9 protein-coding genes, 2 tRNA genes and 1 other RNA gene are annotated in these 15,443 nt (G+C 65.2%); 4 read left to right on the forward strand and 8 right to left on the reverse strand.

Annotated elements, in window-relative coordinates; translation table 11 throughout:
• Window positions 1-306: 306 nt before the first annotated feature.
• The 4 genes from KA261_02940 to KA261_02955 all read left to right on the forward strand — a co-directional run bounded on the left by KA261_02940 (window position 307) and on the right by KA261_02955 (window position 8,686).
• On the forward strand, window positions 307-1,392 hold the full coding sequence (locus KA261_02940; GenBank protein MBP7696744.1) for a glycosyltransferase family 4 protein: 1,086 nt from the start codon (window positions 307-309) through the stop codon (window positions 1,390-1,392).
• Window positions 1,393-1,645: 253 nt separating this feature from the next.
• Window positions 1,646-3,970, forward strand: a complete 2,325-nt coding sequence (locus KA261_02945) for an SBBP repeat-containing protein (protein ID MBP7696745.1) — start codon at window positions 1,646-1,648, stop codon at window positions 3,968-3,970.
• 243 nt (window positions 3,971-4,213) lie between these two features.
• Window positions 4,214-6,616: a hypothetical protein gene (locus KA261_02950; protein MBP7696746.1), complete on the forward strand. Its 2,403-nt coding sequence runs from the start codon at window positions 4,214-4,216 to the stop codon at window positions 6,614-6,616.
• 255 nt (window positions 6,617-6,871) lie between these two features.
• Window positions 6,872-8,686 carry a hypothetical protein gene (locus KA261_02955; protein ID MBP7696747.1) on the forward strand — a complete coding sequence of 605 codons (1,815 nt, stop codon included), beginning with the start codon at window positions 6,872-6,874 and terminating at the stop codon, window positions 8,684-8,686.
• Window positions 8,687-8,969: 283 nt separating this feature from the next.
• Here KA261_02955 and KA261_02960 read toward each other — a convergent pair whose 3' ends face one another.
• The 8 genes from KA261_02960 to KA261_02995 form a co-directional block, all read right to left on the reverse strand.
• Window positions 8,970-9,473 (reverse strand): hypothetical protein, encoded by a 504-nt coding sequence (locus KA261_02960; GenBank protein MBP7696748.1) that lies wholly within the window; start codon window positions 9,471-9,473, stop codon window positions 8,970-8,972.
• A 104-nt stretch (window positions 9,474-9,577) separates the two neighbouring features.
• The gene (gene meaB / locus KA261_02965; protein ID MBP7696749.1) at window positions 9,578-10,525 is read right to left on the reverse strand and encodes a methylmalonyl Co-A mutase-associated GTPase MeaB; all 948 of its coding nucleotides are present in this window, start codon (window positions 10,523-10,525) and stop codon (window positions 9,578-9,580) included.
• 4 nt (window positions 10,526-10,529) lie between these two features.
• Window positions 10,530-12,275, reverse strand: a complete 1,746-nt coding sequence (gene recJ, locus KA261_02970; protein MBP7696750.1) for a single-stranded-DNA-specific exonuclease RecJ — start codon at window positions 12,273-12,275, stop codon at window positions 10,530-10,532.
• Window positions 12,276-12,307: 32 nt separating this feature from the next.
• An RNA gene (rnpB, locus tag KA261_02975) (RNase P RNA component class A) lies at window positions 12,308-12,695 on the reverse strand.
• Between the two features lie 59 nt (window positions 12,696-12,754).
• Entirely contained in the window at window positions 12,755-14,221 is a 1,467-nt protein-coding gene (gene guaB / locus KA261_02980) for an IMP dehydrogenase (protein MBP7696751.1), read from the reverse strand.
• 44 nt (window positions 14,222-14,265) lie between these two features.
• The gene (locus KA261_02985) at window positions 14,266-14,985 is read right to left on the reverse strand and encodes a hypothetical protein (protein ID MBP7696752.1); all 720 of its coding nucleotides are present in this window, start codon (window positions 14,983-14,985) and stop codon (window positions 14,266-14,268) included.
• 196 nt (window positions 14,986-15,181) lie between these two features.
• A tRNA-Val gene (locus tag KA261_02990) sits at window positions 15,182-15,255 on the reverse strand.
• A gap of 30 nt (window positions 15,256-15,285) precedes the next feature.
• Window positions 15,286-15,359, reverse strand: a tRNA-Ile gene (locus tag KA261_02995).
• Between the last annotated feature and the right edge of the window lie 84 nt (window positions 15,360-15,443).

Below are 15,443 nucleotides of genomic sequence, written 5' to 3' on the forward strand. Positions count from 1 at the left end.
GCAAACCGCCCGTCATCGGAGGAGCGCACCGCGCGAAAGTCCTTGCCGTGTCGGGCCGACCGGTGTATACTGGAACTATAGGGCGTATATCTCTGCGATCCAGAGATCGCCCGGCGGCCGGGTCGCCGGCGGCCGACAGCACGACGCCCGACATACCCTTGAAGCAAGGGGAGGTGACTCATCGCAAGGCCGAACTGCGATTGTGTCAGGATGCTGGGGATTGACTACGGCGATCCCTGGGACATCAGGACATTTTCGGGGTCCTCGAGATACCTGTGGAGCGAGTTCCGTCGCCAAGGTGTGCTCGTGGATGCATTCACCCCGTATCCCTCGCGCCCGCTCACGATGTTCTACAAGGCGCGGGCGTTCCACCCGAACATGCGGCGGTGGCGGGCCCGGTGGCGAAGGAGCCTGCCCTTTCGCAAGTGCCTGTCGGCGCGGGCGGTCAGAAAGATCCTCCGAAATTACCGCGGCGCGTTCAACGCGAGCCTCCAGATCGGGGCGTACTACAATCTCGCCGCCGCGCTCGATTGCCCCCGGGGGCTGCTGGCCGACGGCAACTGCGCTCTGTCGCAACGCACGTACGCCACGTATCAGACATCCGACGCCATATTTCGCAAACAGAGGGAATTCGAGCGCGCCGTCTACCGCTCGATGGACCGGGTGTTCTGTTTCAGCCGGTTTCTCGCGCAGTCGATGATCGATGACTTCGGCTGCGCGCCCGAGCGCGTGAAGGTGGTCGGCGCGGGGATAAACATCGACGAGACGCTGATCCGCAACCCCGAACGAAATTACGGCGCCAAGACCATCCTCTTCTCCGCTTTCGACTGGGTTCACAAGGGTGGACCGGTGCTGCTGGAGGCGTTCGAGAAGGTGAAGCGGGAGGCGCCGGAGGCCCGGCTCATCCTGCTGGGGCCGACTCTCACGGGGCTGCCGCAAGGGGTGATCTGCCACGGACCGCTGTCCAAGGATCAGCCGCAGCAATTGCAGACACTCGGCGAGGCGTTCCGATCCGCCTCGATCTTCGTGCACCCCACGCTGGCCGATGCATTCCCCAATGTGATTCGGGAGGCGATGGCCGCCGGGTTGCCGTGTGTCGCGAGCGACATCGGCTCCATCCCGGAGATGGTCACCGAGGGACAGACCGGCTATCTGGTGCCGAAAGGGAACGCCGCGCAGCTCGCGGACCGTGTGCTCCGGCTGCTGGCGAATCCGGGTTTGGCGCAAGCGATGGGCGAGGCAGGTTACGCGAGGTACCGGGAGCGGTTCACCTGGGCACGCGTCTGCGCCACCATTGTCGACGAGTTGGGGCAGGTGCCGGCCGAGCGAAGCACCGGGGCATGGCCGGCGGATCAGACAATGGAGACGGCGTTACGAGATAGCGCCGAATGACCCGCCGCTTTGTCTCTCGACGTTCGCTCCGGGCTGTGTCATCGGCGCGCCGGGCGAGGTCGGAAACGACGACCGGCAATGGGGTAACGCGAGGCGCAGGCCGCGCGCAGGCCGAGACGCGGGCGTCAAAGATGTTGGCTATCCGCGCCGACACTAGTATATTAGGTGGTCTTCGCGGAAAACCGGGGCTGCAGCGCCAGCGGCGCGGGGCCTCTGAATACTCGGACAACGCCATACCCAGGAACACCAGCGTATGCGGGATTGTATCTCTCTCATCATTGCAGCTATCCTTGTGGCGGCCGCCGCCGCGCCGGCGAACTGCCGCCCGTCAACGCCGACATTCACGGAGAATCGCGGACAGTGGCCCGACAGCATCCTCTTTCGGGCCGAGGACGGACCGACCGCTCTGTGGTTCACGACGGGCGGGGTGTACTACCAGTTTACGCGGGTTCTCGGCGACCGCCACGCGGCGGGCCGCTCGGCTCTCTCGACCGACCAGGTCGCCCGCAAACCGGAGGCGGCGGAACTGCTGACGGTCAAAGCGGCGCTGGCCGGAGCGAACCGTGCGGCGACGGCGACGGGAGTGAATCCGACCGCCTCCCGGTGCCATTTCTTCCTCGGCGATGACCCTTCGCGCTGGCGGACCGAGGTCGCGAATTTTGCGGAGATACGGCTGACCGAAGTGTACCCTGGGATCGACCTGGTGTACCGGGGGATTGCGGCTGATCCGGGGTCGCCGGGGGGAGCGGTCGAGTATGATTTCCGGATCGCGGCGGGTGCGGATTATACGCAGATCCGGGTGCGCTACGAGGGGGCCGAGGGGCTGGCGATCGACCCGGAGGGCGGGCTAGTGATCAAGACCGCCTGGGGAGATCTCCGCGAGTCGCGGCCGGTCGCGCACCAGGAGGCGCACGGGGTGCGGTGGTCGGTGGAGGCGGCATTCGTCATCACCGGCCCGCGGGAATTCAGCTTCCGTCTGGGGGCAGGGTACGACCCCTCACAGCCGGCGGTCATCGACCCGGTGCTCGTGTACGGGACGTTTCTCGGCGGAACGGACCGGGAGCAGGGCAACGGCGTGGCCGTGGACAACGCGGGGGCGATCTATGTGGCCGGGACAACGTACTCGGCGGATTTTCCGACCGCGGCGCCATACGACGGAACGCTGGGCGGGGACGCCGATCTGTTTGTAACCAAGCTTGCGGCCGACGGCAGCGACCTGGTCTATTCCACCTATCTCGGGGGGAGCGGGGCGGATTACGGCTTTGACCTGGCGGTGACCGGCGAGGGAAGCGCCGCCGTCACCGGACAGACGTACTCGACGGATTTCCCGACTGTGAGCGCCTGGCAGACCGACCCGGATGTGCCGGACGGCGCCAGCGCGGACGCGGTGATCGCAAAACTCGCGCCGGCCGGCAACAGCCTGACGTTCAGCACGTACGCCGGCGGAACCAACGCGGAGTATGCCTGGGGGATCGCACTCGGCGCCGACGGTGCGGCCTATGTCACCGGATACACGCTCTCGGACGACCTGCCCACGATCAACGCCATCCAGACGTTCCAGGGCGGAGCGGACGCGTTCGTGGTGAAGATTCCGTCGGCCGGCGGCCCCGCTCTCTACAGCACATACCTCGGCGGCGAAGGCGAGGACTGGGGCCGCGGGATTGCGGCCGACGCTGCCGGGGCGGCCTACGTGACCGGACACACGCGGTCGACGGCGTTTCCGACGCAAAGCCCGTTCCAGGGCGACCAGCCGGGGCACGATGCGTTCGCCGTGAAGATCGCGGCGGCCGGCGGGAGCCTGGTGTACGCGACCTACCTCGGGGGGAGCGCTTACGACGCGGGGATGGGGATTGCGGTGGACGGGGCGGGGTTCGCCTCCATTACCGGCCGGACCTATTCGAACAATTTCCCGACGCAGAACGCCTACCAGGCCAATCAGGACACGCTCGATGCATTTGTAGTGAAGCTGACGGCGGGCGGGAACGGCCTCGTGTACGGAACCTACCTGGGCGGAAACGGACTCGACGAGGGATGGGACATCGCGCTGGGGAGCGACGGCGGGGCATACATCACCGGGAACACCTACTCGACCAATTTCCCGCAGAGCTATGCGTACCAGGGAGACCAGGGAACGGCGGACGCCTTTGTCACCCGGCTGTCCCCCAACGGGCGGAGCGCGCTCTGGAGCACCTACCTGGGCGGCCAGATGATCGACCTGGGGACGGACATCGCGCGCGACAGCGGCGGCGGAGTCTATGTCGCGGGATACACCTACTCCGACGACTTCCCGACCGAGAGCGCATACCAGGCGGCGCGGACAGGCATCGACCTGTTCGTCGCCAAGTTCGATGCAGCGTGCTGCACAGGGATTCGCGGGAACGCCGAGGGCGACAGCAACGACAACATCACGGTGGCCGACATCACTTTCCTGATCGCGGCGGTGTTCCGGGGCGGGCCGCTGCCGGAGTGTTTCGAGGAGGGGGATGTGAGCGGCGACGGCGAGTTGAAAGTGGGGGACATCACCTACTTGATCGCCTATGTTTTTCGCGGCGGGCCGGCGCCGGCAGCCTGTCCGTGAGACCTTCTCCCCCGCGCCGATCCGCCGGCAGAATACCCGGACGGCCGCCGGCCGTGACGCAGACCGGTTTGACCTTGCCGATCGGTCTTGGTCCGATATATTGAGGGTACGACGGGCATTCCACTCGGCAAAACACCCGATGAAGCGGGGACCAGCCGAGGGCGCCGCAGATCAGATCGCCGCGACGTCGCCCATTCGTTGCTGAGACAACAACCCGAGACCGCACCTGACGAAGGGATCCTCATGACATTCACATCGCGCCTGATTGCCCGGGCTGCAGCGGCTTTTCTCCTGGCGGGCGGACTGCTCGAAGTGGGCCTGGCCCAGTCGAGACCAGCGCTTCCGCCCCCCGAGCCGGCCGGAAGCGGAACCTCTGACGCCGCCTTTGGCCATCCCGACGACGTCTTCTGGGACAACACCCTGTCGCCGTCTTTTCCGGGCGTGTCCGGGGCAGTGAACGCCATGGCCGCATACAACGGCAATCTGGTCATCGCCGGGAGTTTCACCGTCGCGGCGAACGTCGAGGCGCGCAATATCGCCGTCTGGAACGGGTCGGCATGGTCGGCGCTCGGCTCCGGCGTGAATTCTTCAATCTATGCTCTCGTGGTGTACGACGGCCAACTGATAGTCGGGGGGTGGTTCGACTCGGCGGGCGGGATCGCGGCGAATGACATTGCCGTCTGGGACGGCACCGCGTGGTCGACTTTCGGCGCGGGGATCGATGACAGCGCGGTATACGCGCTGACCGTGCATGACGGAGAGTTGATCGCCGGCGGCGGGTTCAATACGATCGGGGGCGTGACCGCCCACAAGGTGGCGGCGTGGAACGGCGTCTCCTGGGCGCCGCTCGGCGCCGGGATCGGCGGGAGTTACCCGTATGTCAACGCGCTCAAGAGCTACAACGGCGAACTCATCGCCGGCGGTGCGTTCAACTCCGCCGGAGGGTCGCCCGCGGTTGGGATCGCCGCCTGGAACGGCAGTTCGTGGCGCTCGCTCGGGACGGGCGTCGGCGGGGAGTCTTTCTACGTGCAGTCACTGGCGGAGTACGACAGCCGACTGATCGCCGCGGGCGGCTTCACCTCGGCCGCCGGGGCGCCGGCGAACAACATCGCCGCCTGGGACGGAAGCCGGTGGTCGGCGCTCGGCGCCGGCGTGAGTTCATCGGTGTACGCCCTAGCGGTGTACGGCGGCGACTTGGTGGCGGGGGGACAGTTCGCCACCGCCGGCAACGACACGGCGCGGGGCATCGCCGCGTGGAACGGCAGCGGGTGGTCGCCGATCGGAACCGGCGGGGAGGCGTACTATACGGTTTCCGCGCTGGTCGAGTTCGACGGCGTGCTGATGGCCGGGGGCAGTTTCACCAGCGGCGAGGGCCGGCCAGCCGGCGGAATCGCCGCGTGGGACGGTGTCACATGGTCGAGCCTGAGCCCGATTTCAGGCTTCGACGGCACCGTGTGGGCGCTGACAGTCTTCGGGACAGACATTATCGCGGCCGGTTCTTTCACCGCAACCGGAGGCGCGGCGGCTAACCGGATTGCCGCTTGGAACGGATCGGCCTGGTCGGCGCTGGGAGATGGAATCGGCGGGGGGTACAATCCCCATGTGACCGATGTAGCGGTGTATGACGGCAAGCTGATCGCCGCGGGGCAGTTCACGCTCGCGGGCGGGGCCGACGCCGCCAACATCGCCGCTTGGGACGGTGCCGCCTGGGCGCCCCTGGGCGCGGGGACCAACAACCGGGTCGCGGCGCTGGAGGTTTTCGACGGACGGCTGATCGCCGCCGGGGCGTTCACAATGGCCGGCGGTTCGCCCAGGAGCGGCATCGCCGCCTGGGACGGCGGCTCGTGGTCCGCGCTGGGAACCGGGCTCGGAGGCACGTCTCCGCAGGGCCAGGCCCTCGCGGTCTTCGACGGCAAGCTCATCGTGGGCGGGTGGTTTACGGCCGCCGACGGGACGCCGGCCAACCGGGTGGCCGCCTGGAACGGTTTCGCCTGGCAGGCGCTTGGATCCGGGATAGGCGGACCGAACCCGTATGTCGCGGCTTTGGCGCTGTGGGACGGCAGGCTCATTGCGGGGGGGTATTTCGCCACAGCGGGGGGAAATCCGGCGGCCAATGTCGCCGCCTGGAACGGCACGGCCTGGTCGGCCGTCGGCTCCGGGTTGAATTCGGTCGTCCAGACGCTCGGCGCGTTCGATGACCTCTTGATTGCGGGCGGGTGGTTCTCGTCGACTGCCGACAACCTGCAGGTCCTGGACAATATCGGCGCGTGGGACGGTGCGGCCTGGACGCCGCTCGGGTCGGGAACAAACAGCAGCATCTACGTGGTCCAGCCGGTCGAGCAGGATCTCCTCGTGGGCGGGTCTTTCGTCCGCGCCGGCGACAAGATCGCCCCCTGCCTGGCAGCGTGGACCAAACGGACCACCTGCTGCGCGGGAATCCGGGGCAACGCCAACGATGATCCGGGGGATCTGGTCAATGTGGCCGACATCACTTTCCTGATCGCGGCGGTGTTCCGGGGCGGGCCGCTGCCGGAGTGTTTCGAGGAGGGGGATGTGAGCGGCGACGGCGAGTTGAAAGTGGGGGACATCACCTACTTGATCGCCTATGTTTTTCGCGGCGGGCCGGCGCCGGCAGCCTGTCCGTGAGAGCGGCACTGGAACCGGGCTTCGGAAGACCGGCAGGATTCGCTTGACACCGAGGTTTTCAGGTATCTCCTTGGCGGTAAGCGGGGAACCTGCCGACCCATGGCGATTCGGATATGCCTGCGCGGCTTGACGGTCACCAGGGGATTACCGCGGTAATCTAGACGCGGGCAAGCGGTCGCGACGCTATGGGGTCCGCTACTCACGCCTGGGGCGGTCTTTTCCCCGCGCAACACCTACGTGGGGAAAGGTCACGCCATGATGAAATCAGCCTTCATGTTCGCAGGAGCGGCGGCCGTCGTTCTGGCCGCCGGAAACGCTGCGGCGCAGAGTGATCCGTTTGGAACCATGGACACGGTCACGCTCGTCGGTATCGGCGATCCGGCGAGCGGCCAGTTCCGGATCGAGTTGTGGGTCTACAGCGATGAGGATCTCGGCGGAACGACGACCGGATTCATTTGGGACAACGCGAAGGTGCAGATGGACAGCGCCAAGGCATCGCCGCTGACCGCAGGCGCCTTCACGCTCGGCACATTTTTCTATGAGAGGGGAGAGATTGCCCTGACCAACGCGAACCGCCGGTTCCTCTTCGGCGGACTGGCTTTCATGGACCCGCTGCTCGGCGACGGGTCAGGTCGCCGTCTCTGGGCTACGTATTTCTTCAATACGACGGGCTGGACGGCAGACGACGAGGTAACGTTCGATACGCTTTTCTGGGGAGTCGGGACAAACTATTCGTATGTCGAGTTCAACTCGAACCAAGAGTTCTATCCGACGTGGAACGGTGCGATAACGATTCCGCCGGGCCCGCCGACCGATCTGATCATGCAGCCCCCGAGGCTGGATTTTGCAGCGGTAGCGGGAGCCGGAAACCCGCCCGGGCGGACATTCGTGATTTCGTCCGGGCAACCGCTGGCGTTCGCCGTGTTGGCGACCTCGGACTGGCTCGAGTTGTCGCCGCTCAATGACACGACGCCGGGGACCATCACAGCAACGGTCGATGTCACGGGTTTGGCGGCGGGGACGTATCACGATACGATTCGGGTGACATCGGAGGAGGCGACGAATTCGCCGCTGCTGGGGCCGGTGACGCTGGTGGTCAGCGAGCCGTACAGCCTGGTCCTATCACCGGATACTTTGTATTTCCAGGGGAATGAAGGGGGGCTCAACCCGCTGCCGCAGAAGTTCGCAGTGCGGGAAGAATTCGACCGGGTGATCCCGTTCACAGTCACCGAAGAGGCGGCATGGTTGGCCACGGGCTCGGCCGGCGGGGCAACGCCGGACAGCGTGACCGTGCTGGCGGATCTCGCGGGCCTGACGGCGGGAACCTACATCGATTCGATTGCGGTCCAATCATCGGCGGCCGCGGAGACCCGGTTCCTTTTCATCCGGCTGGAGCTGGGGCCGCCGCTGACGGCAAATCTGGTGCTTACGCCGACCTCGGCGGCGTTCGTGATGCCGGAGAACCCCGGCACGGGCGTCGGTGCGCAGGACCCCGGACCGGGAGCGGGGGGGCTGAAGTGTCGGGATATCACGGTGGAGTCGGACGGCGCGCCGTTGACGTTCACTGTCAGCGCCGCTCTCCCCTGGATGGAGCTGCGTTTGGCGTCGTCGGTCACACCCGCGATCCTGACGATCTTCCCCGATATTGTAGGCCTGGCGCCGGGCGAATACTACGATACCGTATCGGTGGTTTCGCCGCAGGCGGGGAACTCGCCGCAGTTCATCCCGGTGCACGTCATCATACTGCCTGATGCCGATCAGGACGAGGTTCCGGACATGTATGACAACTGCCCGCTGGTGGCCAACCCCGGTCAGGAGAACAGCGATGACGAGGGTCCGGGGGACGCATGCTGCTGCGCGCGGTGCGGGGACGTGGACGGTTCGGGGAGCATTCAGGTCACGGACGTCACGTACCTCGTGTCCCATCTGTTTATGGGCGGCCCCGGATGCGGGTGTCCGGCGCACGGAGATTTCGATGCAGACGGGAACATCGATGTTGCGGATGTGGGGCAGTTGATCGGCTACCTCTACCGGGGCGGCAGAGCGCCGGTCTCGTGCGAGGCGAGATGACGGGCGCCGACGCGATCGGTGCAGCGGGTATGGACCAGCCTTCGGTTGTGAAGCGGTCGGCCCGTCGGGGCTGACCGCTCTTTCGTCAGGGATCACCTGTCTTCACCCCGGGCGAGGTTTTCGCCGGCGCAGGCCCTCGACTCGCACGCAGCCCGTGGGAGTCCGGAACGGGGCGGCGCACCTCGCTGCAGCACACAGGGGACAGTGCGAAAAATCCGACAGGTCAGATCAGCAGGCTCTATCTATTCAAGTCACTTCCCGCCGAGTCCCGCTGCGCAGACAGCTATCCCGCATTGGGAGGGATGGGGGAGGTCCTCCCGCGGCCCAGCCGGCCTTTGACCGTCCAATCCTCGGGCGTAACTACCACCACATTTGTCGCGGCGGCGGCGATGAATCCGTAGAGAGGGATGATGCAACAGAAGTGCAGCAACGAGAAAGACAGAATGGCGGCAAAACCGGCAGAATCGTCCTTCGGCGCCGGCTGAAAGTTCGACACGACAAGGACGATGATGACCATCGCGACGATGCCTATCAGACCGTCGAGAGTCCTGGCCCAGAATCGTGTCCAGGGTTTGGACCAGTCCGGATCAGAGGATCTCACCGACGGGCGGCTGCCCGCCGTTTCCGACGCGGCCTCGATGAGCGATGAGCGCTCGCCGGTCCGAGCTGCTTCCGCATGAACCCGGTTCCGCACACCGCAATGGCGGCCGAGAAACTCCTCTCCCTTGCTGAGGAAACTGGAGGCCGCCTCCTGGCCGCAATTGGGACAAGCGAACTTGAATCCCACAGGACCTCCCCTCTCGTCGACTCCGGGCCTGCTATCGCACCTTCCCGGCAAGGATACGGCAGAGGCCGGGCAGGGAGGTCGGCAAGTGAATTCGACAGGTCGATTCAGTGCGTATCGCAGTATTTCCGGTACAGGCGGTCGCCCACCGTGTAGGGGTCGGTTTCGCCGCGGAAAATGCGATCGAGGTCGTTGCGGAATTCCTCGGCCGACTGGATCTTGTCGATGAACTCGCGCTGGAAACGGTAGCGGAGGACGTTGATGATCTGGTCGGCGATCTGGCTGCGCCGGTGCTGCTCGAACCGGCCGCGGGCTTTCATGAAAGCGACGAAAGCGTTGATGCGTTCGAGCAGTTGGTCCACCCCCTTGCGGCTGAGCCCTTCGGTGAGCACGATCGGGACTTTCCAGGCGTCCTCGGTCTGGCGGCGCGTCTCGAGGGCGTAGCGGAGCTCGTGAGCGATGCGCTCGGCGCCCGGGCGGTCGGACTTGTTGACGCAGAAGACGTCGGCGATCTCCATCACACCCGCCTTCATCGCCTGGACCGCGTCGCCCGACTCGGGCACCATGACCACCACCACCACGTCGCAGGCGTTGATGATGTCGAGTTCGACCTGGCCGACGCCGACGGTCTCGATGAGGGTGACGTCGAAGCCGAAGCTGTCGTAGACGACGGCGACGTTATTGGTGGCGGCGGCGAGGCCGCCGGTGGCGCCGCGCGTCGCCATCGAGCGAAAATACACCCGGCCGTCGGCCGGAAACTCGTTCATGCGGACGCGGTCGCCGAGGAGGGCGCCGCCGGTGAAAGGGGAGGTCGGGTCGACGGCGATGATGCCGACGCGGCGGTTCTCCCTGAGCAGTTCGTGGGTGAGGCCGTTGACGAGGGTCGACTTGCCGGCGCCGGGCGGGCCGGTGACGCCGATGCGGAGGGATTTGCCGACGCTCGCGTAGAGCCGCCCAAGCAGATCGCGGTAGCCGTTCTCCTGATCCTCGACGAAGGAGACGAGGCGCGAGAGGGCGCGGACGTCGCCGTTGCGGAAGCGTTCGAGTACGGTCATGGCGTCACAGCGGCACCGGCCCGGTGCCGGCGGTCAGGCGCAGGTCTTTCAGGCGAATCTGCTTGCGCGTGACGCCGTTGTAGGTGTTGTACTCGACGACGTAGACGGCGTCGACGAGACAGCCGCGCGCCGAGATCATGCGGGCCATGTCGCCGAAGCCGAAACCGATGACGTCGAACTGGGTGTCGCCCTTCCGGAGGCGCATTTTCAAGTGGTTGTTGCCGACCACGTAGGGCTGGCCGACCACCTCGCAGTTGCGGGTGAGAAACACCGGGCGCATGTTCTGGGGACCGAAGGGGGCGAAGGCCTCGATGGCGTTCATGAAGTGGTCGTCGATGTCGGACAGCTCGATTTCGAGGTCGATGTGCATCTTGGGCGTGATGTCTTCCTCGGAGAGGATCCGGTTGGAGACCTCGACGAAGAGCCGTCGGAACTCCTCGACTTTGTCGGGGGCAATGGACAGGCCGGCGGCGTACTTGTGGCCGCCGTAGCGGATGAGGAGGTGCTCGCACTCCTTGAGGGCCTCGCAGAGGTGGAAGCCGGGGATGGAGCGGGCGGAGCCTTTGCCCTCGCCGTTGACGATGGAGATCATGACCGTGGGGAGGTGGAAGCGCTCGACGAGACGGGAGGCGACGATGCCGATGACGCCCTGGTGCCAGTCGTTCTGGGCGAGGACGATGGCGCGGTCGGCCTCGAGGTCGCATACGTCGTCCATCTGGGCGAGGGCCTCCTCGAGGGTGGTTTCGTCGATTTCTTTGCGGCGCTTATTTTCGCTGTCGAGTTTGCGGGCGATTTCGGCCGCGGCGCGCTCGTCGCGCGTCGCCAGCAGGCGGATCGCCTTGCCCGCATCCCCCAGGCGGCCGAGGGCGTTGATCCGCGGAGCCAGGATGAAGACGACCTGGCCGGTGCTGATGTCTTTGCCCATGAGGCCGGCCACGAAGGTGAGGGATTTCAGTCCGGGTTTGGTGGTGCGGGAGATCTGGTTGATGCCGAACTTGGTGAGGATGCGGTTCTCGTTGACGAGCGGGACAATGTCGGCGGAGGTGCCGAGGGCGACGAGGTCGAGGTGCTCCCAGAGTTCGGTTTCATCCTGGTTGAGGGCGCGGTAGAGGGCCTGGCAGAATTTGAAGGCGACGCCGACGCCGGAGAGCTCGCTCTTGTAGTCGCAGGCGATCTGCTTGGGGTTGATGATGGTGTAGGCCGCGGGCAGGTCGCCGCCCGGTTCGTGGTGGTCGGTGACGAGAACGTCGATACCAATGGAGTTGGCGTATTTGATCTCCTCGACGGCGGTGATGCCGGTGTCCACGGTGATGATGAGGCTGACGCCGTTGTTCTTGGATTCGTCGATCCCCTCGCGCGAGAGGCCGTACCCCTCGGTCAGGCGGTTGGGGAGGTAGAAGTCAACCTGGGCGCCGAGTTTGTTGAGGACCATGTACAGCAGGGCGGTGGCCGTGATGCCGTCGACGTCATAGTCCCCGTAAATGGTGATCTTCTCGTTCTGGAAGAGGGCGCGGGTGACCCGTTCGATCCCCTCGGTCATGCCCTTGAGGGTAAACGGATCCTCGAGGTCGGAGAGCTTCGGGTTGAGGAAGCGGTCGATGGCCTCGGGGGTGCGGATTTCACGGTTGACGAGGATCTTGACGATATTTTTGGAAATGCCGGTGGCCGCGGCGAGGTGCTCGACCAGCGCGGGATCGGGTTCCACGGCGACGACCCATTTGAGCGGCTTGGACCGGTGGGCCACATTCATCGCAGCCTCCATAAGTAGGAATTTATGAAGGCTTGGGAAGCAGGAAATAAGCCGAGTTCTGTCGTGACCGCCGCAGCGGCGGGACAGTCATTTATCTTGGCGGTCCGGTTACCCGGCCGCTCCGCGCGGCCCACCCGGGAACATAAGCGGGCAAATCAACCCTGTTCCCCTATTTGGCCTTGCTCCGGGCGGGGTTTGCCCGCCGCGTCCGTTACCGGACGCGGCCGTGGTCTCTTACACCGCGATTTCACCCTTACCGGGGGCCGCAGGCGGACCCGCGGCCGGTCGGCGGTATGGTTTCTGTGGCACTTTCCGTCGGATCACTCCGCCCCGGTGTTACCGGGCGCCCTGATTTTTCGGAGCTCGGACTTTCCTCACTTTAAGACACGACGTTTAAAGCGCGACTGTCTCTCCTACTTCCACAAGCATTCTATCTATATATACACACCAAAAAACGTCACGTTGATCCGCTCCGGCGGTCAGTAGATCCGCCGGTAGTTGGGGGCCTCCTTGGTGATCGGCACCGAGTGCGGGTGCGACTCGATGACGCCGGCCGAGGTGATCCGCACCATGGCGGCTCTGGCCCGCAGTTGCTCCAGGCTGGCGGCGCCGCAGATGCCGAGTCCGGCGCGGACGCCCCCGATGAGCTGGTAGACGGTATCGGCCAGGGCACCCTTGTAGGGCACCCGGCCCTCGATCCCTTCGGGAACAAATTTGGAGGCTTCCTCGGCGTGTTCCTGGAAGTACCGGTCGCTGCTGCCGCGTTTCATGGCGCCGACCGATCCCATGCCGCGGTACACCTTGAACGAGCGCCCCTCGTAGAGGACGGTTTCGCCGGGGGATTCCTCGGTGCCGGCGAAGAGGGAGCCGATCATGACGGCGCGGGCGCCGCAGGCGAGAGCCTTGGCGATATCGCCGCTGTACCGGATACCGCCGTCGGCGATCACCGGGATGGCGCGGCGGTCGGCCGCGGCCACCGCGTTGAGAATCGCGGTGACCTGGGGGACGCCGGCGCCGGTGACGACGCGGGTGGTGCAGATACTGCCGGGGCCGATGCCGACTTTCACGCAGTCGGCGCCGGCGTCGATGAGAGCGTCCGTGCCCTCGCCGGTGGCCACGTTGCCGGCGATGAGCGGGATGTTCGGGTGCCGCGCCTTGAGCTGCCTCACCGCATCGAGCACTCCCTGGCTGTGGCCGTGGGAGGAATCGACACAGAGGACGTCGACCCCGGCGGCCACCAGGGCGTCGGCCCGCGCTTCCAGGTCGGCCACGCCGACGGCGGCGCCGACCCGGAGGCGCCCGCGGGCGTCCTTGCAGGCGTTCGGGTACAGAATCTTCTTCATGATGTCTTTCACCGTGATCATGCCCTTGAGCATGTAGCGGTCATCGACAATCAGGAGTTTCTCGATGCGGTGGTGGTGGAGGATGTCCCGGGCGGTTTCGAGGTCCGTTCCCTCGGGGGCGGTGACGAGGTTCTCCCGGGTCATCACCTCGCCGATCGGCTGCTGGGTATTCTTCTGGAAGCGGAGGTCGCGGTTGGTGAGGATGCCGACCAGCCTCCCCCCCGGCTCGGTGATGGGGATGCCGGAGATGCGGAAGCGGGACATGACTTCAAGAGCGTCGCCGATGGTCCGGTCGGGCGGGAGGGTGATGGGGTCGACGATCATGCCGGACTCGGAGCGCTTGACTTTGTCGACCTCGCCGGCCTGTTCCTCGGGGGACATGTTCTTGTGGATGATGCCGAGGCCCCCCTGGCGGGCCAGGGCGATGGCGAGGGCGGACTCGGTGACCGTGTCCATGGCGGCCGAGACGAGCGGGATGTTGAGGCGGAGGTCGGGGCCGATGACGGTGGAGACGTCGGTGTCTTTGGGCAGGACGGTCGAGTGGGCCGGGACCAGCAGGACGTCGTCGAAAGTCAGGGCGTAGTCAGCGGATATTTTCACCATAGCAGGCCGTGATCGTTTTCCTCCCGGCGCGCGCGCCGGGTGTTTCAGGTATCCGAAATGTCGTCATCCCAGTACAGGAGGCGGCCGCAGTTCTCGCAGGTGAGGATGGTGTCGGAGCGGCGGATCTCCTGGGCCAGTTTGGGCGTCAGGGCCTTGTGGCAGGCGCTGCACGACCGTTTCTTGACCGGGACCACGGCCGAGCCGCCTTTGCCCTTGCGGACCCGCTCGTAGACCGACATGATCCGGCGCGGGATGCCCTCGAGGAGATGGACGCGTTCGGACTGCTTGCCGGTCACGGTGTCGCCGATCGAGTTGATCTTTTCCTGCAGAACCGCCAGCTGGCGGGAGTTGTTCTCGTTAACTTGGGTGAATCGCTGGGTGAGTTCGGGGAGGAGTTTTTCGAGGGCGTCGATGCGCTCCATCGCCTCCAGCATCATTTTCTCGCGGTAGCCGATCTCGTTCTTGACGGCGTCGATCTGGGCCACGAGGGCATCGTACTCCTTGTTGGTCTTGATCGTCATCATCTGCTGCTGGTACCGGGCGAGGTCCCCTTCCTTGGCCTTGATCTCGATTTCGAAGTGTTTTTGGGAGACCTTGGCCTCCGAGAGCTGCTGTTTGGCGGCATCGAGCTTCTCCTGTGCTTCGCGAATTTCCCGCTGGAGGTTGGCCATCATGTCGGGGATATATTCTTTGGAGCGCTCCAGTTCGCCGAGATCGTAGTCGATCACCTGAAGCTTCAGAAGCAGCTCGATGTCGTTATTCATATGAACGGACTCCTTGGCGGACTGAGAATGGTTCATGGGAAACTCCATAATGAAAAAGCGCATCCGCCGGATGGGCCGGTCGAATGCGCCTGGTCTTCACGTCGGGGGATTTCGCCCGCCCGCGCACCCAGGGGGCAGGCGAGGAATCCATATGTGCGAGTCGCGGAGTGATACGCCATTCCTCTGTCAAAGACAATGGGCAATACTGGACTCGAACCAGTGACCTCTCGGATGTGAACCGAACGCTCTAACCAACTGAGCTAATTGCCCATTTCAAATCTGACTTCCTCACCAATCTCGTGGGCCCTGCAGGGTTCGAACCTGCGACCCGCTGATTATGAGTCAGCTGCTCTAACCAACTGAGCTAAGGGCCCCGTTGGGCTTAACTTATAATTATACAGTCGGCTCCCGCACCCGTCAAGTCCATATTGCGAATAATTTGCCCCCGCGCGGCCGCC

It is taken from the genome of Candidatus Zixiibacteriota bacterium, assembly GCA_017999435.1.
In the GTDB taxonomy this organism is placed as follows: domain Bacteria; phylum Zixibacteria; class MSB-5A5; order GN15; family FEB-12; genus JAGNLV01.